Origin of the sequence: Pseudomonas sp. NPDC079367, from assembly GCF_044542195.1 — a bacterium.
In the GTDB taxonomy this organism is placed as follows: domain Bacteria; phylum Pseudomonadota; class Gammaproteobacteria; order Pseudomonadales; family Pseudomonadaceae; genus Aquipseudomonas.
Map to the genome: position 1 here is coordinate 910,635 of NZ_JBITTW010000001.1, position 26,172 is coordinate 936,806.

The window sequence follows — 26,172 nt, forward strand, 5'->3', positions numbered from 1 at the left end:
CTAGGATAGCGGCCCTGAAGGGTTTTTGTCCGCTGATGATCGGTCCCGGTTGCTCAAGAGCTAAGCGTTTCGCTGCCTGTCCGGGGCCCTTCGCGAGCAAGCCCGCTCCCCCAGAAGAGCGACGGCTGGCCGGCCATTGGCGGCGCGACGTATTTCAGTGTGGGAGCGGGCTTGCTCGCGAAAGCGCCCTGTCAGTTGCCGCTGCATCGACTGACCCAACCTCTTCGCGAGCAAGCCCGCTCTCACAGAAGAGCGACGGCTGGCCGGCCATCGGCGGCGGCGTATTTGAGTGTGGGAGCGGGCTTGCTCGCGAAAGCGTCCTGGCAGTTGCCGCTGCATTGACTGACCCAGCCTCTTCGCGAGCAAGCCCGCTCCCACAGAAGAGCGACGGCTGGCCGGCCATCGGCGGCGCGGCGCATTTGAGTGTGGGAGCGGGCTTGCTCGCGAAAGCGCCCTGTCAGTTGCCGCTGCATCGACTGACCCAGCCTCTTCGCGAGCAAGCCCGCTCTCACAGAAGAGCGACGGCTGACCGGCCATTGGCGGCGCGATGAATTTGAGTGTGGGAGCGGGCTTGCTCGCGAAAGCGTCCTGGCAGTTGCCGCTGCATTGACTGACCCAACCTCTTCGCGAGCAAGCCCGCTCTCACAGAAGAGCGACGGCTGACCGGCCATCGGCGGCGCGACGTTTTCAGTGTGGGAGCGGGCTTGCTCGCGAAGAGGGCCCGTCGGGTTTATGCCAGACTCACTGGCCCGAAGCCACACTCGCCGGCGCCCGCTCCGGGGTGACGATGCGGCTCAGATCAATATGCTTCCATTCAGGCTTGGCCCCCAACCGCGCATTGAAACGGTAGTTGAAGGTGAAGTCATCAGCCGTCGACACGCTCAACGGTTTGCCATACACCGCTTCAACGGCGGCCAGGTCGTAACCCATCACCTGCAACAGCGTCGGGAAAATGTTGTAGTGACTCGAGCGGTCCTTGTTTGCCGGCAGATTCGCCACCCAGTCCGGCGCCTGCAATCCACGGCCCTGAATCACCACCAGCGGCACCAGTCCCTCCTCCTCCACCGGGTTGCCGCCGCAATGGGTATTCAAGCCCGGGTTGCCGCGTTCATGCAGATCCTGGCCATGATCGGAGGTGTAGATCAGCAGCGCGTTGTTCAGATTGGCCTGGGCGAACACCCGTGCGAAGAACTCGCCGACGTTCCACAACAGCGTGTTCTTGTAGGCGTTGCGATACAGCAACCAGTCATCCGGCTGGCCGTTGAAACCGGCGCGTTCGCCCGTGTCGGCAACTTCGGTGAACTGCCCGCGTGGCAGCGTCGGCCGGTAGGCCATGAACGCATCGGGGTATTTGTCGTGCACCGGAAAATGCGCGCCAACCTTGTTGATCACGATCAGTTCTGGACGATCGTCATTGAGCAGTTCGATCAGCTTCGCCGCTGCGGCCATATCGCGGTCGCGCACGCTGGTCTGGTCGAATTGCACGAAACTGTCGATATCGTTTTTCTCGGCGACGGTCATCAGGTTCTGCAGGTTGCCGGCGGTGCGCTGGGCGTCGATGTAGACCGTGCCGAGCCCGGCCTTTTTCGCGTACTGCCAGATCGACGGCAGCGTGCTGTTGATGCGTCTGTAATCGGCGCGGGTACCGCCGTAGCGCAAGGTGACATTGGTGTCGGCGCTGCAATTGGCAATGGACGCGGCATAACCAAAATTGAAGACATCGACCCCGGGCGGCGCTTGCTTGAGGTTGCTGTGCACGCCGAACGGCGCGTTGATGTCGAGGTAGTTGCCGGAAATGCTTTCGTCGATGATCAGCACGATGTCGTGGCCGACAGCAGGCGCGGCGCGCGCCAGCGTCACCGGTTCGCGAGGGCCAACGGTGTCGTGCAGTGCCTCATAGGCAAACAGGTTGAGGTAGGCCAAAGGCGTGTACATGATCGGCAGGCCCCGGGCGCCCTCGCCCGCGCGTAAAAAAAGCACTCCACTGAGCATCAACACACCGACGATAGGCGCCGCGACCCGCAGCGTGTTCGGTATGATCAGCGGATGACGCGGCTTGAGCCCGATGCCGAACAACAGCAGCAAGCCAATGAGCACCGCGCGCAGGATCGCGTCGCGGTACTGATACGCCGCTTCCTGGATGAAGCCGCCGGAATACACCAGCGAAACAAAATCGCTGTACCTCAGGTAATCCGCAGTGACCCGGGTGTAGACATCAAAAAAAACCGCGGCGGCAAACATCGCCAATGCGAATGTCTGTCGAACGAGAGCCTGACGTATATAGGCAGTTAGATATAACGCCACCGTTAGCGCCAAAAACATCGCGCCAAAAACAAGTGCATTGAAACTCCACCCGATAGCATTTAACCGCTCCAGGTAATAGTCGGAATACGACAACATAAAGACAACTAAGAGCAGTTCTTTGGCATATCTGAACATGGCGCTACCAGGTGGGCAAAAAAACACGATGTCAAAGGTTTGTCGGTCAGAACCTGACACTAGCACCCGCCCCTGAAAGCGCAAGAAATGATTGATAGCCGGATCAAGCGTCAAAAAAACGGTGCCTCAAATCTGACACACCAGCCACTAAACTCCTTTAAAACCAATACCTTCTACCGCTTGTCGCTTATTTTAAATCTGAACAAATCTGCAAAAAACGAACAATTTCAATCGCAGCAATGACTTGATGGCCAATCGCCAAAAAAGACTCAAGTGTTATACCCGTGCAACATGTCATTTTGCTGACACGCTTTTCCAACCCTGCGCTATACCCCTTTAACAATCTTATTCCGTAGTTAACTTTTTCGGTTTTATCGAGGTGCGCAGATGGACGTAAGCGTATTTGGCACTGGCTATGTCGGGCTTATACAAGCCGCCGCACTTGCTGATGTCGGCCATCGGGTCTTATGCATTGATATTGATCCGAGCAAGATCAGACAACTGCAACAAGCGGTACCGCCGATCAGTGAGCCAGGCCTGTCCGCAACACTTGAAGAAAACATCAAGGCCGGGCGCCTTTCGTTCAGTACTCAGGCCAGCGATGCGGTGACTCACGCCGAGCTGATCTTCATCGCCGTCGGCACACCGGCGGACGAAGATGGCTCCGCCGACCTCAGCCATGTGCTTAACGTCGCCCGACAGATTGCCGGCCTGATGGAAGGCGATCGCACGCTGATCATCAAATCCACCGTGCCAGTGGGCACCGCCGACCAGGTTCTGGCCACGGCCACCAGCGAATTGCTGTTGCGCGGCAAAACCGAGCTGCAGGTGCGCGTGGTATCCAACCCGGAATTTCTCAAGGAAGGCAGCGCGCTCGCCGACTGCATGCGTCCGGACCGGATCATCATCGGCACCCGCGACGATGCTGCCCGCGAGCAGATGAGCGAGCTGTACGCGCCGTTCTGCCGCAACCACGAAAAGCTGATGTTCATGGACAACCGCAGTGCCGAACTGACCAAGTACGCGGCCAATGCGATGCTCGCCACCCGCATCAGCTTCATGAACGAATTGGCCAACCTCACCGAATTGCTCGGCGCCGACATTGAAGCGGTACGCAAAGGCATCGGCTCCGATCCGCGCATCGGTTACCACTTCATTTATCCGGGCTGCGGATTCGGTGGCTCGTGCTTTCCCAAGGATCTGCGCGCCCTGCTCCACACTGCCGAACACAACGGCATGCCGCTGAAACTGCTGCGCAGCGTCACCGACGTCAATGACAGCCAGCGGCATATCCTGTTCAGCAAATTGCGCGCGCAGTTTCCGCAAGGCCTGGCCGGCAAATCCATTGCAATCTGGGGTCTGGCGTTCAAACCCAACACCGATGACATGCGCGAAGCCCCCAGCCGTTATCTGATGGACGCGTTGTGGGCCGAAGGCGCCAGCGTGCAGGCCTACGATCCGGAAGCCATGTCCGAGTGCCGGCGCATCTACGGCTACCGCAACGACCTGCACCTGTGCGCCACCCGCGATGACACCCTCGAAGACGCCGACGCGCTGGTGATCTGCACCGAATGGAAAAACTTTCGCGTGGTTGATTTCGATCTGCTCGCCGAGAAGCTGCGTTCGAAGGTGATCATTGACGGCCGCAACCTGTACAACCCCGAACAAGTCGCCGCCGCCGGTCTGCATTACAGCGGCATCGGCCTGCGCCACATCGCCCCCGAAGGGCTGCGACCATGAAGATTCTGGTGACCGGTGCCGCCGGTTTCATTGGTGCCCATTGCGTCCTGCGCTTGCTGCGCGACGGGCATTCGGTGGTCGGCCTGGACAATTTCAACCACTACTACGACCCGCAGCTCAAGCACGACCGCGTGCAGTGGGTGCGCGAGCAGGTTGGCGATTTTCCGCTGGCCACAGTGGATCTGGCCCACGCTTCGGCCATCGACGCATTGTTTGCTCGCGAGCTGCCGCAAGTGGTGATCCATCTGGCCGCGCAGGCCGGGGTGCGTTATTCGCTGGACAATCCACGAGCGTATCTGGACAGCAACCTCAATGGGTTCCTGAACATTCTCGAGAGCTGCCGGCATTACCCGGTCGAGCATCTGATCTATGCCTCGTCGAGTTCGGTGTACGGCGCCAACCAACACACGCCCTACTCAGTGAAGGATGGCGTCAACCATCCGCTGTCGCTGTACGCCGCGACCAAGAAAGCCAACGAACTGATGGCACACAGCTACAGCCACCTGTTCGGCATTCCCTGCACCGGCCTGCGCTTTTTCACCGTTTACGGGCCCTGGGGCCGGCCAGACATGTCGCCGATTCAGTTCGCCCGGGCGATCAGCGAAGGCGAACCGCTGAAGCTGTTCAATTACGGCGAGCATCAGCGCGATTTCACCTACATCGACGACATCATCGAAAGCATCGCCCGCCTGATCGATCAGCCACCGCAAGCCAACCCGCAGTGGGACCGCGAGCAGCCCGACCCGGCCAGCAGCATGGCGCCGTGGCGCTTGTTCAACATCGGCGGGCAACAACCCGTCGCGCTGAAAACCTACCTTGCGTTGATGGAAAAACACCTCGATCGCAAAGCCATTGTCGAGCTGCTGCCACTGCAACCGGGCGACGTGCTCAACACCTGCGCCGAGGCCAGCGATCTGGCCCAGGCCACCGGATTCCAGCCCCGGATAGAACTGGATGAAGGGCTGGGCCGCTTCATTGCCTGGTTCCGTAACTACTACCCCACTGCCCGTGCGCCGCTTGCGGCTGAATGAATGCGGAGGACGCCATGACTGGACATGAAAGAAGTGTGTCGATTGCACAAATGCGCCCTGACAAGCGCGTCGACCCGGAACATCGCATGCGCCTCGACGCGGCGATCCACCGTCAGGGTCGCGGCTGGCTCAGCGGCCGCGATGGTGGCCGCCCATGGCAGCTGTCGCGGACCAACCGGGTGGTCGCCTGCCTGGGCGCGCTGACGATTCTGCTGCTGATCTCGCCCGTGCTGCTGGGTCTGGCGCTGGCGATCAAATTCACCAGCCCGGGGCCGGTGCTGTTCGTGCAGAAACGCACCGGTTATCGCGGCCGCAAGTTCGGCATGTTCAAGTTCCGCACGATGGTCAGCAACGCCGAAGACCTCAAGGAGTCGCTGCGCCACCTGAACAAACACGGGGCCGACGCCATCGACTTCAAGATCGACAAGGACCCGCGCGTCACCGGCATCGGCAGCTTTCTGCGCCGTACCAGCCTCGACGAATTACCCAACCTGATCAACGTAGTGACCGGCGACATGCGCCTGGTCGGCCCTCGCCCGACCTCGTTCAACGCTTACCGCTACAAGGACAATCACCTCGCGCGTCTGGCGATCTACCCAGGCATGACCGGCCTGTGGCAGATCTCCGGACGCAGCAATATCGACTTCGACCAGCGCGTTGAGTTGGACCTCAGCTACATCGCCGAGCAGAGCCTTCTGCTTGATCTGAAGATTCTGTTGAAAACCCCCTTCAAAGTATTCAGCGGCCACGGAGCAAGCTAATGGACGGTTCAACCAATACAAGCCTGAGCATCGCCAGCCCCAGCGAATCGAATCTGACGTCGACCGTGCTGGATCTCGATCTGCGGATCCTGTTGCTGACCGCCGCCAACCCCGGCGCGGGCACCACCACCAGTGCCATGGCGCTGGCCAGCCAACTGGCACAAATGAGCAGCGGCCAGGTGCTGCTGGTCGATGCCAGCCAGTCGGCGAGCAACCTCACCCAGCAGTTGAACCTGAGCAAGGAGCGCGGCCTGCGCGACTTGCTGTTCAGCTCGGGCAACCCGCCACTGTTGCAGGACTGTGTGGTGCACACCTCCAGCCTGCCGTTCCATGTGCTGCCCAACGGCCGGCCGATCCGTACGCTGGAGCACCTGACCGCCGAACGCCTGAGCCCGTTGCTCGACCAATTGGGCAGCCAGTACCGCTTTGTGGTGATCGATGGCGACGCGGTGTATTCCGACTCCGACACGCTGGTCATCAGCACGCAAGTGGACGGTGTGGTGTTTGTCGTCCGCGCCGAAGACACCCGCTGGGAAGTTGCCCAGGCCGCTGTGCAACGCCTGACCCAGGCCGGGGCGAAAGTGGTCGGCAGCGTGTTCAACCGGCGCAAGTACTACATGCCCAAATGGCTTTACAAAAACCTGTAAGCGAACGCAAAGGATGACGCCATGAACGCCAGAATGCTTGTCCTGCTGTTGCTGCCGCTTGCGGGCTGCTCCAGCACTTCCGAGACCCGCAACATGCCGGTGAATATTCTCACCGCCACACCGGCCAATGCTCAGGCCACCGACATGCCAAGGGTCGAACAGACCCTGCGCCCGAAAGACGTGCTGGATGTGATTTTTCACATCAGCACCAGTGGCTCGGATGCCTACCGCGTGCAATCGGGTGATCAGATCGGCCTGAACTTCACTGCCGCCAGCCAGCTCAACGGCACGCAACTGGTGCTGCCCGATGGCTCGATCGAACTGCCGGGTGCCAACACCTCGGTGAAAATCGCCGGTTTGACCAGCGATGAAGCCCGGCAGGAAATCCAGCGCGTCTATCAGCGCAAGCAGTTGTTCCAGCCCAACCGCAATCAGCTCTCGGTGCAGATTCTGAGCCCACTGAGCAACGAGCAGAACCTTAAAAGCGCGTTGAACCACCCGGCCACCGGCATGAGTCGCGAGATCACCGTCGGCACTGACGGCTACGCGAGTTTTCCGGAAATCGGCGCCGTGCCGCTGCAAGGCATGACCGTCAATCAGTTGGAAACCTTCCTCAATCAGCGATACGCGCAACTGCCAGGACGGATGACTGTGGACGTGCTGCTCAAGTCCACCGCCGGCAATGAGATCTATGTGCTGGGCGAAGTCGCGCAACCGGGTTCGTACCCGATCCGCCGGCCGGTGTCGGTGCTTGAAGCGCTGACCCTGGCGCGCGGCACCAACGTCAAGGCGCGGCTGGATTCGGTAGTGATCATGCGGCGCAACGGCAATCAGGTGCAGGCGATGAATTACGACGTCGAGAAAGCCCTGTCCGGGGAGGCGCCACAAATCGCGTATCTGCAGCCGGACGACATGCTCTACGTGCCAAAAACCAAACTGGCCAGCGCCGGCGAACTCGCTCGCCAACTGGCCGATGTGGTGCTGTTCCAGGGCGTCGGTTTCAGCTTCGGCTACCGCGTCGACAACAAAGGCAGTGACAACTGACTCTCAGGTGACCGACATGAACCCAAAAGAAAATTACCTGCATGAGTTCTTCAGGATTTTCTTCGCCAACAAGCAACTGGTGAAGCGCATCTTCCTGACCTTTGCAGTGATCGCCCTGCTCCTGCCGTTGCTGCTCAAACAGAGCTTCGATATCACCGCGCAGGTCATCGTGCAGTCGAAAAAGCTGTCTCAGGGCGATGCGACCACCTCGCTGACCCAGGACAATGCCACTTTCATTCCGCCATCGCTGGCAGACATGGAAACCGAAAGCAATATTCTGCGTTCGCCGGCGCTGATCCGTCAGACCATCAGCGAACTGCGCGACAACGGTGAATACAGCCCACCGCCGAGCGTATTCGCCAAATTGCTGGGCGAACCGTTCAAGCGCTACGTCTCGACACCGCTGCGCGAGTACGTGATCAACCCGCTGCGCAACGGGCTCGGGATGGAAACCGATCCGGTGCGTGACACCACCCTCGACGCCCTGACCCAGCAAGCCGTCGACAGCCTGAAAATCGAAACCCTGCCCGGCTCCAACGTGATCTCGATCACCTACAGTTTTCCGGATCCGCGCCAAGGCACGATGTTTGTCAGCGCGCTGTTGCAGAACTACCTGGTCAGCCGTCAGGCACTGCAATCGATCGACTTGCCGCAGTCGTTCTACGAGACCAAAAAGCACCAGTATCAAGTGCGTCTCGATGGTCTGGAAGGCAACCGCCAGGCACTGCTGGAAAATGTCGGCGCGGCGGATCCAAAGGAGGAAATCACCTTTCGCCTCAACGCGATCAACACCGAAGAGCAGGCACTCAACCTGTATCGTGATCGCTTGCTGCAAAGCCAGCGCTGGCTCGATTACCTGAAAACCAGCCTGGCCGCTGCCAACTCCAACAAACTCAACGACTACACCTTCCCGTTCACCTTCACCACGACGGTAGACAACATTGCGTTCGAGGACCGCGAGATCAGGCAGATGGGCGAGGCGCTGACTACTCAAGTCAGCCGCTATATGAATGACCTGGCGGTATTCCAGCCCGGCAGCGAGCCGATGTTGCTGGCCCGCGAGCAGATTGCCCGCACGCGCCAGCAGTTCCTTAAAGTGGTCAACAACCGCATCCAGGAACGTACGATCGACTTGTCGGTGGTGAGCCAGGTCATCGAGCAGAAAACCGCGCGCATTGCCGAGTTCAAGAATCGTATCCATCAATTGCAGCAGACCCAAAGCAAGCTGCGCCAGATGGACACCGAGATCGGCGCGTTGCACGCAGCGTTTTCTACCTATGCGCAACGCTTTGCCGAAAGCAGCACAACCCGCGCGCTGGATAACGACTTGTCCAACGCCCGCGTCCTCAGTCCGCCGTATGAACCGACCGAGGCGGCTTTTCCCAAGCCGATGCTGATCATTCCGTTCGGGCTGTTCACCGGGCTGCTGCTGGCGATCGCCTTCGTCTACGTGCGTGAGTTCTTTGATCACCGCTTCAAGCATCCGGCGCAGATCAGCCATGAGCTGGGTCTGCCGGTCTTGCTGGTGCTCAACGAAGAAACCTCGCAGCTGGGCAATCCGCACAAGAACTGGACCATGCCGAGCCTGGTTCACTGGGTGCGCAATTGAACGCGGTGTCCACCCCAATCGTCGCCCTGCCGATCATTCATGTGCTCAGCAGCGGCGGCTTCTATGGGGCCGAGCGGATGTTGCTGGATCATTGTCTGGCCACGCCGGGGCAGCACCAGGTGCTGTTTCTCGACGCGCCGCCAGAACTGATCGCGCGCTTTCGTGAGGCCGGGGTGGACGCTCGCGCTTGTTCAGGGCTGGGCGAGCTGCTGCGGCACTTGCGTCAGCGCCGGGGCGACAAACCGTTGCTCAACACCCACAACTTCAAGGGGCTGCTGTTCGGCTGGCTCGGCGCAACATTGTTGCGCCTGCCGCTGGTGATCACTCAACACGGCTTCACACCGCGCAGTCGCAAGCAGAAGTTCTACACCTGGCTGAGCCTGCAACTGTGCCGCACGGCGTCGGTGAAACGGGTGGTCTGCGTGGCGCAAAGCATCGCCACGCTGCACCTGAAGGCCAGCGTACGCGCGGAGAAGTTGCAGGTGATTCCCAACGGTTTGCCAGCAGCACCGGCGATGGCACCGGTGGCAGACCGGAAACGCTGGCTGGCCGGTTACGTCGGCCGCTTGAGCAGCGAGAAAGGTCCGGATCTGTTTCTCGATGCGCTGATTGCCTTGTGTCACCAGCATCCGCAACTGGACGCGGTGATGCTCGGTGACGGCCCGGAACGCGAAGCGTTGCAGGCGCGCATCGACGCTGCCGGTTTGCAGCAGCGGATTCGCCTGCCGGGCTATCAGACGGCGATGCAAGTCTGGTGGCAGCAACTCGATGCGCTGGTGATCAGCTCGCGCACCGAGGGCACACCGATGATTCTGCTTGAAGCGATGCAGGCCGGCGTGCCGGTGGTGGCGTTCGCGGTCGGCGGCATTCCGGATGTCTTGCAGCACGGCGTGAACGGGCTACTCGCCCCGCCAACCGATACCGCCGCCCTCGCCCGCCAGCTCGACACCTTGCTGGCCGAACCGAAGCTGGCCGCGCAATTGCGCGACATCGCCAGACGCACCCAACAGGAACGCTACGACCTCAAGGCTTTGGCCGAACGCTGGTCGCAGCTGTACATCCAAACGGCACGGGAGGCACGCGCATGATTTTCCCGCTCTCGATCGTCAGTCTGTTCGCCCTGGTCAGCCTCGGTTTGCTGGCCAGTCCCTGGCCCTATCTGGCGCCGGGGGCGGTGATTGGCCTGGTCGGTTTTACCGTCCTGTATCGCAAACCGGCCTGGGGTCTGCTCGGCATTGCCGCGCTGGTGCCGTTCGAAGGTTTCTTCAAGGACAGCTCGGTGTCGGGGAGCAAGTTGATCGGTGCTTCGCTGGCGGTGATCGTGATGCTGCAACTGGCGCTGCATCAGATTCCGTCGCAGCGCCTGCGCAGCAATCTTTGGCGCTACCTCATCGGCTTTATGGCGCTGTACCTGCTGAGCCTGTTCGCCAGCGACAATATGGGCATGTCACAGAGTCATCTGCGTGAACTGAGCGTAGGCCTGGTCCTGTTCGTCATCACCTTGTTGATCGGCCGCGAACTGAATCTGGACCTGTTCGCCCGACTGGTCACCTTGAGTGTCAGCACGACCTGCGCCATGGCGATGTTTTCCAGCAGATTCCAGGACAAGGGCCGCGCCGCCGGTCTGCTCGAAGACCCCAACGCCTTTGCCTTGCTGATCGCCTTTGCCGTGCCGCTCGGCCTGCTGCTGATGATCCGCAGCCCGAACCTGCTGCAACGTCTGTTCTGGGCGGGCTGCTGCCTCTTGTTGCTGGGCGGCATGACCAAAACCGAATCGCGCTCAGGCCTGGTGGTGCTGGCCTTGAGCCTGGCCATTGGTGTCTGGCATTACCGCCAGCAGCTGACACGCATTCGCCCACGGCATTTCGGCTTCGCCATGCTCGGCGCCGCGATCATTCTGCCCTTGGCAATCTATGCGATGCCGGCCGGGTATCTGGCACGCATCCAGTCGCTGAGTATCCTCAGCGCCGGGGCCAAGGCCCAGGACGAATCCCTTGGCCGTCGCGCCTCCTACATTGTCGTCGGCAGCCAGATCATCCGCGAGCATCCGCTGCTCGGCTCCGGCCCTGGCACCTTCCCGCTGCACTACGCGACCACCGGTTATGCCAAGGCCTTTTCCGCTAATCGCAAGATCGGCGACCTGTATCGCCGGGCGCACAACACCTATCTGGAGATCTTCAGCGAACTGGGTATTCCCGCCGGCCTGCTGTTTGTCGGCATGCTGGTGCAAGGTTTCTACAACCTGATCCGCGCACGGCGTGCATGGCTTGAGCGGCGCGAGTGGCAGCACGCGGATCTGGTGACCCATTTGGGGATGAGTTTTCTGTCGCTGACGTTGTTCCTGATGTTCCTCAGCGCGCCGAACCTGAAATACCTGTGGATCATGCTGGCGCTGACGTGGGTGCTGCGCCTGAAAGCCGAGCAGACACCGCTGACGGAGGCCAGAACATGAGCCAGATCAGCATTGTCATTCCGATGTTCAACGAGGCCCGGCACATCGGCCGCACGCTGCTGGCCGCCAGCAAGGCCGCGCACGCAGCCGATATCGACTGTGAACTGATTGTGGTCGACAACGGCTCCACCGACGACGGGCCACAGATCGCCCGCGCATTCGGCGCACGGGTTCTGGTGCTGCCCGGCCTGCTGATCGGTGCCTTGCGCAACCGGGGCGCAGCGGTTGCCAGCGGCGACTGGCTGGCATTCATCGACGCCGATATCGAAATGCCCGAAGACTGGCTCAAGCAAATGTTCGCCCTGGCTGCGAGCGACCAGGGCGACGTCTTCGGACTGGACCTGCACACCCCTGCCGCCGCGCCATGGTTCGCCGCCGCCTGGCAGCGCCGTTCTTTGCGCCCGTCGGGCCGCGCCACGCGCACTGTGCAATGGCTGCCCAGCGCCAACCTGCTGATGCGCAGGCAATGGTTCGCCAAGGTGGGCGGGTTCAATGAAAGCCTGCGCACCGGCGAGGACAAGGAGTGCACCCTGCGTCTGCACAGACACGGTGCGCGCTTGCTCTCGGTCAATAGCAGCGTCGCCCTGCACTGGGGCTATGAAATGACCTGGCGCGAATGGATCGGCAAGGAACTGTGGCGTCAGGGCAGTCACCTGCAATTGCTCCGCGCCCATGGCATGAGCCTGCGTCTGCTGCGGTTTCCGCTGCTGTCATTGCTGGTGTGGTTGCTCGATGCTTTGGCGATTTTTGCGTTGCTGGGCGGTTACGCGCAGCAGGCGCTGATGCTGGTGATGCTGGGCCTGCTACCGAGTCTGCTGCTCAGCATGCGGCAAAGCATTGGCCAGCATAACGTCGGCCTGACCTTGCAACTCTGGGGCCTGCACTGGGTGCGCCTGCACCTGGCCAGCGCGGCATTGATTCTCAGTCTGTGTCATTGGAACGCAAGGAGGCCTGCCCGTGGCTGAACTCATTTTTTGCCTGTGCCTGTTGCTGCCGGTGTACGCCTACATCGGCTATCCCTTGCTGCTGACCTTGCTGGCGCCGCTGTTCCCGGCCTGGCGGCATGCCCCGGCGCCACCGCTGAACATCAGCATCGTCATCGCCGCACACAATGAGGCGCGGCATATCGAACACAAGCTGCGCACGCTACTGGCCCAGGATTATCAACCGGCCACGCTGCAGATCATTCTCGCCAGCGACGGTTCGACCGATGACACCGTGGCCTGCGCGCACAACGTGATTGATCCGCGCATTACCGTGCTCGACCTGCCGCGTCAGGGCAAAGCCGCCACGCTCAATGCCGGAGTTGCCGTGAGCAGCGGCGACATTCTGGTGTTCACCGATGCCGATAACCAATGGTCGCGCGACACCCTCGGCCACTTGCTCGCGCCGTTCAATGATCCTCAGGTCGGGGCCTGCGCCGGGCACATGGTGATCCCGGTCACCGGTGGTGGCCTGAGCATCGGCGACAGTCTGTATCGGCATTACGAAGGCTGGTTGCGCCGGGTCGAGAATCGCACCGGCTGCATGGTCTCCGCCGACGGCGCCCTGCTCGCCTTGCGCCGCGAGCTGTTCCAGAACGTGCCGGCCGAGGTCAACGATGATTTCTTCATCAGCACCTGCGCACCGGTGGCACGCAAACGCATCGTCTACGTGCCCGAGGCCCAGGTGATCGATCAGGGCGTCGACGAAGCGGACAAGCAATGGCGTCGTCGCCAGCGAGTCACGGTCGGTGGCCTGCAGAGCCTGGCGCAACGCCGCGAACTGCTCAACCCGTTCAAGCACGGACTGTATTCGGTTGCGTTGATCAGCCACAAACTGATCCGTCGACTGGCGCCGGTGCTGCTGCTGCCGCTGCTGCTGAGCAATTTCTGGCTGTGGGACGAACACGGTTTCTATCGCCTGAGTCTGGTCGCGCAACTGATCGGTTATTCGATTGCCATCGCCGGCCTGCTGGATTCGCAACACCGTTTGCCCAAACCGTTCCGCCTCGCGGCCTTCCTGCTGGTAACGCTGGCAGGCATGAGCGTCGGCCTGTGGCAGTTCCTGCGCGGGCAACGGTACGCACAGTGGAATCCTGATCAGAATCGTTGAGAGGGCGCATGCCATGGCTATCAAACAATTGCTCAAACGCACCAGCGGCTGGCTCTATCTCAACTCGTCAGTGGGGCGCAGCCAGTTGCACGGGGCCGGGGTCATCCTGATGCTCCACCGGGTGCTGGCCAACGACCGTGCCGCCAACCTGCCGCACCGCAATGAACTGTGCGTCGGCCCGCAGGCGTTCGAACACTTGCTGATATGGCTGCGCAAGCATTTCGATTGCGTGCCGCTGATGGAGTTGTTGCAGCCCAACGCCCTGCGCACCGAACGCCCGCGCGTGGCGCTGACCTTCGATGATGGCTGGCGTGACAACGCGGTGAACGCGTATCCGCTGCTGCAGAAATACCAAGTGCCGGCGAGCATTTTTCTCTCCACCGATTTCATTGGCAGCCGGCAACGGTTCTGGTGGGAAAGCGTCGGGGAAACGCTGTGGGGCAGCCATGGCGAAAAGGCGCGCATGCACCTGATCGAGCACCTGCGCATCACCGGTCATCCGCTGCCGGTGTTGCTCGACGATATCGACGTCGACCGGCGCAGCCTGGCCCTGCTGCATTATCTGCAAGGGCTGAAGAGCCTCGATCCGCAGGAGCTTGAACGTCTGACCAATGAGTGCCCGCCGGATTCCTTGCCGCAAGCGCTGGACTGGCATCAGGTGCGCGCCATGGAAGCATCCGGTCTGGTGCGCTTCGGCCCCCACGGCGCCAGTCATTCGATCCTCACCGGGCTGGATGACGGTCGCTTGCACGAAGAAATCAGCCGCAGCCGCGGTGCCCTGCAAAACGGCTGCAATCGGCCCTTGCCGGTGTATTGCTACCCCAACGGTGACAATGATGAGCGCGTGCGTGAGCAGGTTGCCAATCACGACTATCCGTTTGCGCTTGGCACGTCCACCGGACTTTATCGCGGCGCCGGCGATCCGCTGAACCTGCCGCGCTTCGGCGTCAGCCAGCGCACCGCGCGCAATCCGGAACTGCTGTCGTTACGGATCTTTCGCGGGGCACGGCCATGAGTCGCGGTAGCTACATCAGGCACCTGGCCCTGAGCATGGGCACCAAACTGGCGATGATCGCCTTGCGCCTGCTGCGCAATGTGTTGCTGGCGCGGATTCTCGGGCCGAGTGAACGCGGCTTGTTCGCCCTGCTCAGCACCCTGCCGGATCTGATCAGCGCGGCCACCAGCGGCGGCTTGAATTCAGCAGTCGGTTATCAAGCGGCCAACCAGCGGCCGATGGGGCTGTTGCTCGCTCAGGTGTTGGTGTTCGGCTGCCTGCTGGCCGGGCTGCTGACATTGCTGGTGGTGGCGCTGGCGCGAGAATTCGGCAGCGAACTCGATGTCACGATGCAGCTCGGTCTGCTGGCGTGGCTGTTGCTGCTGGCGGTGCCGCTGACGGTGCTCAAAAGCGGCCTGCTGACCTTGCACAACGCCTCGGGCGGTGTGGTCGCCTTTAATGTCCTGCGTCTGATCGAATCGCTGGCGCCGCTGCTGTTGTTTGTCGCGCTGTTCTGGATGTGGAAAGAGGCGGCACTCGAAGCCGCGCTGATCAGTTGGCTGGCCGGTATCAGCCTGGTGGTGCTGGTGGGGTGGATGTGGCTCAAACGCGCACAGCCGCTGCAGTTGCAATGGGATCGGGCGAGCCAGAACGAGTTGCTGCGATTCAGTGCGCGCAGCCATCCGGACCTGCTGTTTCAACAAGTGATTCTGCGCTCCGATTATTTGTTTATCGGCGCCCTGCTGGGCAGCAGTGCGCTCGGCCATTACGCCATGGCCAGCGCCGCCGCCGAACTGCTGCTGATCGTTCCGGAAGCGGTCACCACACCGTTGATGAAGCGTCTGCTGCAACAGGACAAGGGCATGGACAAGGTCACGCCGCTGGCGCTGCGCCTGACCGCGACGGTAATGCTCTGCGCCTGCATCACCATGGCGCTGATCGGCGAATGGCTGATCATCACCCTGTTCGGCGTCGCCTACCAACCGGCGTATCCGGCGCTGCTGGCTTTGCTGCCGGGGCTGTTGGGCCTGTGCTACGCAAGCATTCTGCGCCTGGACCTGATCGGCAAGAATCGCCCCGCCAGCGTCTCGCTCATGATGGGGGTGGGTGCGCTGCTCAATCTGGGCCTGAACCTGCTGCTGATCCCCAGCTACGGCATCGTCGGCGCAGCGGCGGCGTCCTCGATTGCCTATCTGGCAGTGACCCTGGCGATGCTGGTGCTGTATTGCCGGCTGAGCGGCGTACCGTTCTGGCACACGCTGTTCATTCTGCCCGGTGACCTCAGCCCGATGTGGCTGATGCTGCACCGCAGGAAAGCCGCATGAAGCGCCTGGCCCTGCTGCTCGGACTCGGCCTGACGCTGAACGCCTTCGCTGCGCCAATGCAGTGGGGCGACATCCGCGACGGCAGTCTGTATCTGCAAGCCGATCACCCGGACACAGTCACCGTGCGCTGGGTCCCGGCGTGGCAGGCCGAGGCCAATGAAGAGCATATCTACCTGCTCGACGGCCACGGCCGATTGCAAGGTGACCGGTTCATCAAGGCCAGTGAGGTTCGCGGCTCGCAGCGCTGGCCACTGGTGCCGGGCGCTGCCGCTTATCGCCTGGAAATTCCCGGCTACAGTTTCCGCAGTTACCGCGTCGAGCATGACGATAAAACCGTGGCGCTGTTCAGTCCGGCCAAGGTGCATTTCAGCGTCGAAACCCGCCGTGGCGATGAGCTGTTTTTCCAAGTGGCACCGGGCGAGCGTGCGGTGCTTAACGGCAAATACCACGGCGGCGTCAACGCGCTGCAAGCGCAGCGCATGGACGATGGACAACAGCTGTCGCTGCCCCTCAAGCCCTACCGCGCCTATTGGCAATTCGATCAAGTGGCCTTGCCGGTCAGCGACCAGGCTCAGGTCTGGCGCTTGCGTCTGCTGGGCAGCGGCAAGGCAGCGTTCTGGCTCGACGGCACGGCCAACCTGTTTGCGCAGAACCCGCAGCAGCTTGAGCCATTGCGTGAAGCGTCGGGCCAGATCCGCCTGACACTGCACGACAAGGTGCTCGGGCGCACCCCGGATCTGGGCATCGCACTGCCCAATCTCATGCCGCCCGCGACTAGTCACGCCGCGTTGGATGCCTTGAAACCGAGTGCGGCGAGTTATTACAGCTACGTTGACATAACGTCGAAAAGTGCTCGCGTCGAAGACCCGGTTCGTCAGCTCTATCAGACGCGCTTCGGCATTCGCCAAGACATCACCCTGCTCGCCGGCACCGGGCGTCAGGCCAATCTGCGCGCCGACGTGCAAAGCAGCAACGGCCTCGATGCCTGGCTCGCCAGCACGCGCGCATTGAGTGGTCACGGCACGCATTACATCGGCTTCGCCGACGAGCCGAACCTCAACTATTCAAGCTACGAGGATTATCGGGCGATTTTTGTCAGCATGGCCCGCCAGGTGCGCAGCGATCCGGCCAATGCCAGGGCCGGTGTGCGCATTGCCATGCCGGCCAGCTCACGACTGATCAACGGCCCGTTCGCCGATAACGCCGCAGACAAACGCGGGATTGATTGGGCACGGCGTCTGCTCAGTGAAGCGCCCGATCAGATTGACGCGTTGGCCTGGCACGAATGGATGATCCGCGACCTGCTCGCCACTCGCGTCTACCGCGACAGCGTGCGCCGTGCCGCGGAGCTGGTCGGCCTCGACGCAAAGGGTCAGCCGCGCAAGGCCTTGCTGCTCGATCAGACCAACCTGTCCAGTGGCTCGAGCCTGAGCCCATACGACCAGGAAACTCATTACGCCGCACTGTGGTGGACCTCGGTGGTCATCAACGCCTCGCAGGACGGCTTGCTGAGCATGCTCAACTGGTTCCAGGCAGCCGATGAACCGCCCTACGCCAAGGGCATGGTGCGCATATTGGGCGGCGATCGCTTCGAGCTGAAACCGGTGGGCCTGGCCCAGCAATTCATCGCCCGGCATTGGTTGCCGCACGTGCTGCAACTGGATAACGACGCTTTCGAAGTGGATGTGCTGGCGATGGCCGGCGACGAACAGCGCACCTTGCTCGGGGTGAACAAAGGCACACGCCTGCAACGCGTTGATCTGAGCGGCGCCCAGTGCCCGCTGAACCACGGCGCCCTGCGTTTGTTTGGCGTTGACAATCGCGCCCGCGACGCACCGTTCACCTGCGAAAACGGGCGAGTGCGTTTCGAATTACCCGGGCAAGCCCTGTTTGCCCTGAACTGGAACGCTTCATGAACCGCCCCTCTGCCCGTGAGCATCACGCTGCGCGCGGCACTTTTACCAGGAGATGAAACCATGGATATCTTGCAAAAACTCAGCGGACATATTCGTCGCAAAGGCCTGCGAGCGACCTTGGCGAAGATCCGCAGAATGTACATTTTTGCCCATCGGCAATTGCTGTGGATGGAGCGTGATCTGGTCAGTCCCGTGCCGCCGCATAGCCTCAAACCTTATCCACCGCTGCGGGTAATGAACATCACCGCAGACAACGCCAGCGCCTTCACCCGTTACTTCGGCGACCGGGTCGGGGTCATGGCCGAGCTGGCCGATGAAGGTCACACCGGGCATATGCATGTCGACGCGCAAGGCGATGCCGTGGCGTTTATCTGGGGCACGCCGCGCGATTATGTTGATCGGCATTACTACGGTTGCCGGTTCCCGGTGAAACCCGGTGAGTTCTTCGAGTTCGGCGGCGAAATGGCTCGCGCCTACTGGGGTACCGAATTGTCGGTCGATGTGCAAGTGCGCCTGTGGAAAGCCATGGCCAGGCAAGGCTGCAGCAAAGTGGTTGATGTTTGTGACTCGAGCAACATCCCGGCGCTCAAGCTGCACCTGCGCATGGGCTATACCGAACAACAGCGGGTCACCAATATCTACACGCTGTTTGGCCGCTGGCGCTTCTACCGCGAAACCCGCTACAGCGGTTCGCGTTTGACAGCGCTGCGCAAAACTTCCCGTCCACCTGTCAAAGCAACGGCGGCCTGAACCCATGGCGATGCGATTCGAATGGCGTACGTCCCTGTGCGCTGCCGACTTTCCGGCAACTGCCTACGAAGCACTGCGCGTGCGCGTAGCCGATCACACGCCGTTCAACAACCTTGCCTGGTTGTGCGCGGCAGAGCAGGCGCTGGGCGGGGATCAGCGCCTGCACATGCTGCTCGGCTGGGAAGCAGAATCACTGCGCCTGTGCCTGCCCTTGGTGTCGGGCCGCGAACGCTTCGCGGGCGTGTCATTTCGCGTCTTGCGCCACTTGGGTTATCCGCTGGCCGATCGGTTGGCCCTGCTGTCGTTGCTCGGCGCAGAGGATATGCGCGATGCGCTGATGCTGATCCGTCAGCGCCTGCCCCATGCGCTGCTGCAACTCAACGAACTGTCGGAACCTGCCGGGGAAGAAAGTGCCCTCACCGATTGGATGGCGCGTAGCTCCACGGCTGAACGGCGCCTGAGTTGCCGGGTACCGGTGCATCTGATCAGCGACGCCGACCAGCAGGAAGTTTCCGGCGACCCGCGTTACAAACTGCGTCGGGCGCGCAAGCGGATTGCTGCATGCGGCGCCCAGGTTCGGCGAATCACCCCCGATGCGCTGTCGATGCCTGCGGTTCTACATGAGCTGGAGCAAGTCGAGTCGGTCAGCTGGAAAGGTGACGAGGGCGTCGGGATCTTCGCCACCGAACGCAGTCGTCAGTGGATACAAAGCGCTTTCACCGCCCTCGCCGCTCAAGGGCTGGTGCGCGTCGTGACGCTGGAGCTGGACGGCCGCTGCATCAGCTATCGGCTGGGCCTGCTCGAGCAGGGCCGACTTTACGACTACAACCTTGCGTTCCTGCCACAGCATGCGGATCTGGGCAGCGGTCGAGTGCTGCTGGAGGAATGGATTCGCTGGGGCCTGGACGAGCAATGGCACTGGATCGATGCATCGCGGGTCAGTCTGGAAAACTCCAGCCATCAACTGCACGAGCGCATGACCGGGCAACTGGAACACTGGCGCTGGAGCTTCTACTCATGGCGCCCCAGTGGTTTGCTGCTGGGGCTGGGGCTACGTCTTTGGTACTGCGTCAAACCGGCCCTGCAAAAAAGGCGCGCACAGCGTGCGGGCAACCCGACGGCAACAAATACAACTGCAATTCAACCGGCAACATCATCCCCCACACCTGGGCTAGCGCCTCGGAGAGCATCATGAACGTCATCGAAGAACTGCTTCTGCGCATCAAACAAAAAGGCCTGCGCCGTACCCTTGGTGCGCTGGGCAAACGTTACGTTTTTGCTCACCGTGAATTGCTCTGGATGGAGCGCGATCTGGTCACACCGATTGCCCCGAACAAACTGCGCCCCTGTGAGGGTTTGCGCAGAGTCGACATCACCGAGGACAACGCCAAAGCCTTCGGCAAGTACTTTGGTGACCGCGTGCAGACCATGGCCGAACTGGCCGCTGAAGGGCATACGGGGCACATGTATCTGGACCAGGACGAGCACACCGTCGGGTTCGTCTGGGCCAGCACTCGCGACTATTTCGATCGCCACTTTTACCGCTACACGTTCACGATCCAGCCCGGTGAGTACTTCCAGTTCGGTGCCGAAATTGCCAGGCCCTATTTCGGCAGCACCTTGACCGTTGACGCACAGACCGCACTTTGGCAAGTCATGGACGCCCGGGGGTTCAAAAAAGTCGTAGATATCTGCGACAACGCCAATATCCCGGCTCTGAAGATGCATGTGCGCCTGGGCTACAAGGAACAAGGGCGGATCACCCATGTTTACGACCTGTTCGGCCACTGGCGCTTCTTCCGCGAAACGCGCTACAGCGAATCAAGGCTTGAGGCGCTGCGCAAGCCGGAAAGACCGGTAGTGAGTGCGCCCGCGCAGGCTTGATTCAGGCTGAATATTTGCGGCGGTTTTGATACGCCATCGCGAGCAGGCTCGCTCCCACACTCGACAGTCGCCATACGCGAAACCAATGGGGGAGCGAGCCTGCTCGCGAAGAGACCAGCCGTCGCAATACAGCGTTTCAGGCCTTGCTCGCCACCAGGCTAAAGCACATCGGCAACTGCGCCGTCTGGTTCAGGTAGCAGTCATAAACCTCTTCCCGATTCGAATGCGCGTACTCCTGAAAGTCCACGATGTTCAGCCCCGCTGCAATGGCGCCGCTGAAAATCGCCCCCAGCGTATGCACGAACCAGTACGACTTTGCCGCCGGCTGCTCGACTGTACCTACGTAAACGATCGGTTCTTGCTGCACAAACGGCTCGGCACGGAAATACGAGCTGACGAGGCGCAACGGATCTTCAGCCTGGGGATCAACCATCTCCAGAAACGGATGGGTTTCGTAGATCACCAGTTTGCCGCCCGGCTTTAGCACCGGTGCGACATGACGAAAGAATTCGCCGATGTCGGGCATCCAGTTGAGTACCCCAATGGTGATCAGGGCGACGTCGAAGCGGTTATGCAGCGATGCGGGCAGATGGTGGATGTCGCTCTCGACGAATTCGGCAGTGTGCGGCGAGCGACTGTTCAGCTCGCGGGCCTGTGCGAGAAAGGCTGCCGATTGATCCACGCCGACGACACTGCGCGCACCCAGCGCAAACAGCGACAGGCTTTCCCGACCGTTATTGCAGCCCAGTTGGATTACGTCTTTGCCGTCGACGTCCAGCAAGCTGTGCAAGGTATCGTCGAGGCAGCAAAACTCCGCCTGCACGACATCGCTGAGCAATATCTGCCAGTCCGGCGAATCCTGATGATAACGGGCGGAATCGTTCCATGCCTGACGATTGCTCTCGACGGCGGTTTTGGGGTTGGGCACTTCCATGGCGCACTCCGGATGAGGCTCTTGATTGAGCGGATCCGAGTCTAGATCAGCCTGGTCACTTCGGTTGTTGCAAACATGTAAGCCGGTTCCTGCGTGAACTTTGTGCTCCTACAGCTTAGTCAGCGTAAGGCTCAAAGATTCACGTGGCTCTGATTAAGCTTCTCACGCAAAAACTCCACCAGCGCCTGCACCGGCCGCGAAGCCTGGCGATGCTGCGGATACACCGCCGATAAGGTCAGTGGCTCGGGACGTAAATCATCCAGTACAGGCATCAGCCGCCCGTCCTTCAGCGCTGCACCGACAATGAAAGTCGGCAGATAGGTAACCCCCATCCCCTGCACCGCCGCGTCCCGCAGCAGTTCGCCGTTGTTCACCCGCATGCGTCCGGTGACGTTGACCAGCACCGGTTTGCCCGGCGCTTCGTTGAAGCGCCATTGCACCGAGCGCCCGTGGCCGTACGGCAGGCAGTCGTGGCTGTGCAGGTCTTCGGGTTTGCGTGGTGTGCCGCGTTCGGCAAGGTACGCGGGGCTGGCGCAGTAGACGCGTTCGATGCTGGCGATGCGCCGGGCGATCAGTGTCGAGTCTTCCAGCACGCCGATGCGCAGGGCGAGGTCGTAGCCCTCGCCCAGCAGGTCGACCGGGCGATCGCTCAAGTCGACCTCGACAGTCACCTCGCGATAACGCTGCAAAAACAACGGCAACAGACAACCCAGATGCGCTACGGCGAACGACAGCGGTGCGCTCAGACGAATCGTGCCGCGCGGCTCGGCGGTTTCACCGGCGATGCCCTGCTCGACCTGCTCCACCTCGCCGAGCAAACGTAGCGCCGATTCGTAATAGCTCTGCCCCAATGGGGTGACGTCGAGCCGCCGTGTCGAGCGGTTCAACAGACGCACACCGAGGCGCTCTTCCAATTGCATCAAACGACGGCTGACGAACTGCTTGGACAGGCCCAACTGATCGGCCGCGGCGGTGAAGCTGCCGGAGTCCATGACCTGGCAAAAAATACGCATGTCTTCGAACGGGTTCATTGTCACTCTCTGGTGGACAGTTAAACGCTTTATAGCCGCTTTTTCGCTTTTCAGCAGCCCATTAATCTGTGCTCACGGTTTGAAAACAACCCTGAACAGGTAGGAACTGCCGCAGGCTGCGATCTTTTGATCTTGATCTGCAGTGACGCTGGAAATGGCAAAACAGGATCAAAAGATCGCAGCCTCCGGCAGCTCCTACACGAACGTATAAATACTCAAAAATGGAATTGAACATGAGCATCAAGAAAACCCTCGCCGCGTCCCTGCTTGCCCTGTCCGTCAGCAGCGCTTTCGCCGCTGGCAGTCCTGGCGTCGAACACAACACTCAGGCGTTTCTCGATGCGCTCGCCGCCGGCGACGGTCGTCCGCTGGAGCAACTGAGCCCGAAAGACGCCCGTGCAGTGCTGACCGGTGCCCAGGCTTCGGTGAAGGTTGATCTGTCCGGCGTGGAAGTCAGCGACAAGGCGATCAAGGTCGATGGCCAGACCATCAACCTGAAAGTGGTGCGCCCGGCCAAGGTCAAAGGCGAGTTGCCGGTGTTCATGTTCTTCCACGGCGGCGGCTGGGTGCTGGGTGACTTCCCGACACACCAGCGTCTGATCCGTGATCTGGTGGTCGGCTCTGGCGCTGTGGCGGTGTATGTCGACTACACACCATCGCCGGAAGCGCAGTACCCGACCGCGATCAATCAGGCTTATGCCGCAACCAAATGGGTGGCCGAGCACGGCAAGGACATCGGCGTCGATGGCAAGCGTCTGGCGGTGGCCGGCAACAGCGTCGGCGGCAACATGGCGGCAGTCGTGGCGTTGATGGCCAAGGAACAGAAAGCCCCGGCCCTGCGCTTTCAGCTGTTGATGTGGCCGGTAACCAATGCGCAGTTCGATGACGGTTCGTACCAGCAATTTGCCGAGGGTCACTTTCTCACCAAAGGCATGATGCAGTGGTTCTGGGACAACTACACCACCAACCCGGCCGAGCGTGCGCAGATCCACGCATCGCCACTCAACGCCAGCGCCGAACAGCTCAGGGGCTTGCCCGCTGCGCTGGTGCAGACCGCCGAGTTCGACGTGCTGCGTGACGAAGGCGAAGGCTATGCGCGGCACTTGAATGCGGCTGGCGTGCCGGTGACTTCGGTGCGCTACAACGGGATGATTCATGACTTCGGCCTGCTCAATCCGCTGAGCCAGATTCCAGAAGTGAAGGCTGCGGTGCGTCAGGCTGCGGCTGAACTGAAGACTCATCTGAATCCATAAAAGCAAAAGATCGCAGCCTTCGGCAGCGCCTACCCTGGAATACGGTTCCCTGTAGGAGCCGCCGAAGGCTGCGATCTTTTTTCTCACCAGCGTCGCGGAGTACCGGTCATGACTCTTTTCTACGCCCACCTGCTCTCCTGGAGCGCCGTACTGTTGCTGCTCGACGCCGCACTCTGGCATTTCTCGCCCTTCAGCCATCGCGCACCGCGAGTCGGCGTGCGTCTGGCGCTGTTTCTGGCATTCAGCGCGCTGGTGATCAACGCCGGTGTCAGCCCGTTGCAGGCGCCGCTGTTCGGCGATGATCGCGTGGCACAACTGGGGGCGACGGCGCTGGGGATTCTCTGGTGGCTGTACGCAGCACGGGTGCTGACCGAGGTGATCGGCCTGGCGTTGATGCGCCGCATCGGTCACAGCGGTCGCTTGCTGCAGGATGTCATCGGCGCGCTGGTGTTTCTGGTCGCGATTGTCGCAGCCGCCGGCTACGTGCTGGAGCTGCCGGTCAAAGGTCTGCTGGCCACTTCCGGGGTGGTCGCCATCGTCGTCGGTCTGGCGCTGCAAAGCACACTCGCCGACGTGTTCTCCGGCATCGTCCTCAACACCACCAAGCCCTATCAGGTGGATGACCTGGTGATGATCGACGGCGTTGAAGGCAAGGTCTTCGATATCGACTGGCGCGCCACGCACCTGCTGACCAGCGCCGGCACCATGGCCGTGGTACCGAACTCGGTGGCGGCCAAGGCAAAGATTGTCAACCTGAGCCGTCCGAGCAACATGCATGGGGTGTCGATCAGCATCCAAGTACCGAACCATATTCGTCCGCGTCGGGTGCTCGATGCCCTTGATCGGACCTTGCAGGGCAGCAGTTCGCTGCTGCTCAGTCCCGCGCCGAAAGCCGTGCTCAAAGAGGCCGGCGAAACCATGTCGGAATACGTCGCCAGCGGTTTCATCGCCGAGCTCGGCAAAAAAAGTGAAGTGCGCAATCAACTGTTCGACCTCGCCCACCGCCATCTCGAAGCGGCGGGAATTTCTCGGCATCCCGACGGCGTGATCGAACCGTCGAGCCGCGCCCGTGCCTTGCTGGATGAGGTGAAGATTTTCCGCTCGCTGAGCAGTGACGAACGCGATCGCCTGGCTGCGTCGATGGTCGCGCAACAGTACACGGCGGGTCAGGTAGTGCTGGACCTGGATGAAGTGCCGGACAGCCTGTTCGTGATCGCCACGGGTGTGGTCAGCGCGACGGTGCCGGATGGCAACGGCCAGACCGAGGCCGGGCGCATGGGGCCGAGCGAGGTCATGGGTGAGCAGAGCATTCTCGCCGATACGCCGTCGCAGGCGACGTTCACGGCGCTGACGTCGAGCATCATCTATCGTCTCGACAAACAGTTGACCCGTGAGTGCATGGACAAGCGCAGCGAAGTCGGCCGGGCCTTGAACAAATTGCAGGCGGTGCGTCAGCAGAACAGTCGCCTCGCATTGATGGCCAAACCGGTGGCGGTGAAGAAGGGAGGTTTTTTGGGTTGGTTGCAGAAGCGCTAACAGCAAAAGATCGCAGCCTGCAACAGGCTGCGATCTTTTGATTTTCTTACTTGGCAGTGAACTTGGTGTAGCTGTTGATCAGGTTGCGATAGTTAGGCAAACGCTCGGACAGCAGATGCGCCAGACCTTCCATATCGTTGCGCCAGTCACCTTGCAGCTCGCAAGCCACAGCGAACCAGTTCATCAGGTGGGCACCGGCGGCCGACATCCGCGCCCAGGCGGCTTGTTGCACGGTGGTGTTGAAGGTGCCCGACGAGTCAGTCACAACAAACACTTCGAAGCCTTCAGCAATCGCCGACAGCGTCGGGAAAGCTACGCAAACGTCGGTTACCACACCGGCGATGATCAGTTGCTTGCGGCCAGTAGCCTTGATCGCTTTGACGAAGTCTTCGTTGTCCCAGGCATTGATCTGGCCAGGACGCTGAATGAACGGCGCGTCGGGGAATTGCTCGAGCAGCTCAGGCACGATCGGGCCGTTGGGGCCTGCGTCGAAACTGGTGGTCAGAATGGTCGGCAGCTTGAAGAACTTGGCGATGTCGCCCAGTGCCAACACGTTGTTCTTGAACTCGTTCGGCGAGAAATCCTGCACCAGCGAGATCAGGCCGGTCTGGTGATCGACCAACAGGACGACGGCATCATCTTTGTTCAGACGCTTGTAAGGAACGCTCATGGCAAAACTCCTGGAGGGATGGTTGTTGCTTGAAGCGCCGGCCGTGATGACCGGCGCTTTTT

22 protein-coding genes are annotated in these 26,172 nt (G+C 61.1%); 18 read left to right on the forward strand and 4 right to left on the reverse strand.

Annotation, left to right across the window (positions count from 1 at the left end; genetic code table 11):
• Positions 1–741: 741 nt before the first annotated feature.
• Positions 742–2,439 (reverse strand): sulfatase-like hydrolase/transferase, encoded by a 1,698-nt coding sequence (locus ACIGDJ_RS04050; RefSeq protein WP_397479043.1) that lies wholly within the window; start codon positions 2,437–2,439, stop codon positions 742–744.
• Between the two features lie 387 nt (positions 2,440–2,826).
• Here ACIGDJ_RS04050 and ACIGDJ_RS04055 point away from each other — a divergent pair, with 387 nt between their 5' ends.
• The 16 genes from ACIGDJ_RS04055 to ACIGDJ_RS04130 are packed head-to-tail and all read left to right on the forward strand — an operon-like array spanning position 2,827 to position 20,686.
• Positions 2,827–4,179: a UDP-glucose/GDP-mannose dehydrogenase family protein gene (locus ACIGDJ_RS04055; RefSeq protein WP_101159859.1), complete on the forward strand. Its 1,353-nt coding sequence runs from the start codon at positions 2,827–2,829 to the stop codon at positions 4,177–4,179.
• Positions 4,176–5,210 (forward strand): NAD-dependent epimerase, encoded by a 1,035-nt coding sequence (locus ACIGDJ_RS04060; protein ID WP_397479042.1) that lies wholly within the window; start codon positions 4,176–4,178, stop codon positions 5,208–5,210. Before ACIGDJ_RS04055 ends, ACIGDJ_RS04060 begins: the two co-directional genes overlap by 4 nt.
• A gap of 14 nt (positions 5,211–5,224) precedes the next feature.
• Complete coding sequence (locus ACIGDJ_RS04065) at positions 5,225–5,971, forward strand: sugar transferase (protein ID WP_101159864.1); 747 nt, start codon at positions 5,225–5,227, stop codon at positions 5,969–5,971.
• Positions 5,971–6,618, forward strand: coding sequence for a CpsD/CapB family tyrosine-protein kinase (locus ACIGDJ_RS04070; RefSeq protein WP_397479041.1), 648 nt, complete (start codon positions 5,971–5,973; stop codon positions 6,616–6,618). The genes ACIGDJ_RS04065 and ACIGDJ_RS04070 overlap by 1 nt, the downstream gene beginning before the upstream one ends.
• Before the next feature lie 21 nt (positions 6,619–6,639).
• Positions 6,640–7,662, forward strand: a complete 1,023-nt coding sequence (locus ACIGDJ_RS04075) for a polysaccharide biosynthesis/export family protein (RefSeq protein WP_101159866.1) — start codon at positions 6,640–6,642, stop codon at positions 7,660–7,662.
• A 16-nt stretch (positions 7,663–7,678) separates the two neighbouring features.
• Positions 7,679–9,271: a Wzz/FepE/Etk N-terminal domain-containing protein gene (locus ACIGDJ_RS04080; protein WP_313003243.1), complete on the forward strand. Its 1,593-nt coding sequence runs from the start codon at positions 7,679–7,681 to the stop codon at positions 9,269–9,271.
• Positions 9,268–10,359, forward strand: coding sequence for a glycosyltransferase family 4 protein (locus ACIGDJ_RS04085; protein WP_397479040.1), 1,092 nt, complete (start codon positions 9,268–9,270; stop codon positions 10,357–10,359). The genes ACIGDJ_RS04080 and ACIGDJ_RS04085 overlap by 4 nt, the downstream gene beginning before the upstream one ends.
• On the forward strand, positions 10,356–11,723 hold the full coding sequence (locus tag ACIGDJ_RS04090; protein ID WP_397479039.1) for an O-antigen ligase family protein: 1,368 nt from the start codon (positions 10,356–10,358) through the stop codon (positions 11,721–11,723). Before ACIGDJ_RS04085 ends, ACIGDJ_RS04090 begins: the two co-directional genes overlap by 4 nt.
• Entirely contained in the window at positions 11,720–12,688 is a 969-nt protein-coding gene (locus ACIGDJ_RS04095; protein ID WP_397479038.1) for a glycosyltransferase, read from the forward strand. Before ACIGDJ_RS04090 ends, ACIGDJ_RS04095 begins: the two co-directional genes overlap by 4 nt.
• The gene (locus ACIGDJ_RS04100) at positions 12,681–13,817 is read left to right on the forward strand and encodes a glycosyltransferase (protein WP_397479037.1); all 1,137 of its coding nucleotides are present in this window, start codon (positions 12,681–12,683) and stop codon (positions 13,815–13,817) included. Before ACIGDJ_RS04095 ends, ACIGDJ_RS04100 begins: the two co-directional genes overlap by 8 nt.
• A 13-nt stretch (positions 13,818–13,830) precedes the next feature.
• Positions 13,831–14,832, forward strand: a complete 1,002-nt coding sequence (locus ACIGDJ_RS04105; RefSeq protein ID WP_101159874.1) for a polysaccharide deacetylase family protein — start codon at positions 13,831–13,833, stop codon at positions 14,830–14,832.
• Entirely contained in the window at positions 14,829–16,136 is a 1,308-nt protein-coding gene (locus ACIGDJ_RS04110) for an oligosaccharide flippase family protein (RefSeq protein WP_397479036.1), read from the forward strand. The genes ACIGDJ_RS04105 and ACIGDJ_RS04110 overlap by 4 nt, the downstream gene beginning before the upstream one ends.
• Positions 16,133–18,052 (forward strand): hypothetical protein, encoded by a 1,920-nt coding sequence (locus tag ACIGDJ_RS04115; protein WP_397479035.1) that lies wholly within the window; start codon positions 16,133–16,135, stop codon positions 18,050–18,052. The genes ACIGDJ_RS04110 and ACIGDJ_RS04115 overlap by 4 nt, the downstream gene beginning before the upstream one ends.
• Before the next feature lie 60 nt (positions 18,053–18,112).
• Complete coding sequence (locus ACIGDJ_RS04120) at positions 18,113–18,802, forward strand: GNAT family N-acetyltransferase (protein WP_101159877.1); 690 nt, start codon at positions 18,113–18,115, stop codon at positions 18,800–18,802.
• 4 nt (positions 18,803–18,806) lie between these two features.
• Entirely contained in the window at positions 18,807–19,997 is a 1,191-nt protein-coding gene (locus tag ACIGDJ_RS04125; protein WP_101159878.1) for a GNAT family N-acetyltransferase, read from the forward strand.
• Positions 19,994–20,686 carry an N-acetyltransferase gene (locus ACIGDJ_RS04130; RefSeq protein ID WP_397479034.1) on the forward strand — a complete coding sequence of 231 codons (693 nt, stop codon included), beginning with the start codon at positions 19,994–19,996 and terminating at the stop codon, positions 20,684–20,686. The genes ACIGDJ_RS04125 and ACIGDJ_RS04130 overlap by 4 nt, the downstream gene beginning before the upstream one ends.
• Before the next feature lie 136 nt (positions 20,687–20,822).
• Here ACIGDJ_RS04130 and ACIGDJ_RS04135 read toward each other — a convergent pair whose 3' ends face one another.
• Together ACIGDJ_RS04135 and ACIGDJ_RS04140 are read right to left on the reverse strand one after the other, a co-directional pair.
• Complete coding sequence (locus ACIGDJ_RS04135) at positions 20,823–21,620, reverse strand: methyltransferase domain-containing protein (protein WP_397479033.1); 798 nt, start codon at positions 21,618–21,620, stop codon at positions 20,823–20,825.
• Positions 21,621–21,751: 131 nt separating this feature from the next.
• A complete protein-coding gene (locus tag ACIGDJ_RS04140; RefSeq protein ID WP_313003281.1) occupies positions 21,752–22,651 on the reverse strand; it encodes a LysR family transcriptional regulator in 900 nt (299 codons plus the stop codon).
• A 233-nt stretch (positions 22,652–22,884) separates the two neighbouring features.
• Between ACIGDJ_RS04140 and ACIGDJ_RS04145 the strand changes: the two genes are divergently transcribed.
• Entirely contained in the window at positions 22,885–23,904 is a 1,020-nt protein-coding gene (locus tag ACIGDJ_RS04145) for an alpha/beta hydrolase (protein WP_397479032.1), read from the forward strand.
• 108 nt (positions 23,905–24,012) lie between these two features.
• The gene (locus ACIGDJ_RS04150) at positions 24,013–25,440 is read left to right on the forward strand and encodes a mechanosensitive ion channel family protein (RefSeq protein ID WP_101159883.1); all 1,428 of its coding nucleotides are present in this window, start codon (positions 24,013–24,015) and stop codon (positions 25,438–25,440) included.
• A gap of 46 nt (positions 25,441–25,486) precedes the next feature.
• Here ACIGDJ_RS04150 and ycaC read toward each other — a convergent pair whose 3' ends face one another.
• Positions 25,487–26,110, reverse strand: a complete 624-nt coding sequence (ycaC, locus tag ACIGDJ_RS04155; RefSeq protein ID WP_016774080.1) for an isochorismate family cysteine hydrolase YcaC — start codon at positions 26,108–26,110, stop codon at positions 25,487–25,489.
• Between the last annotated feature and the right edge of the window lie 62 nt (positions 26,111–26,172).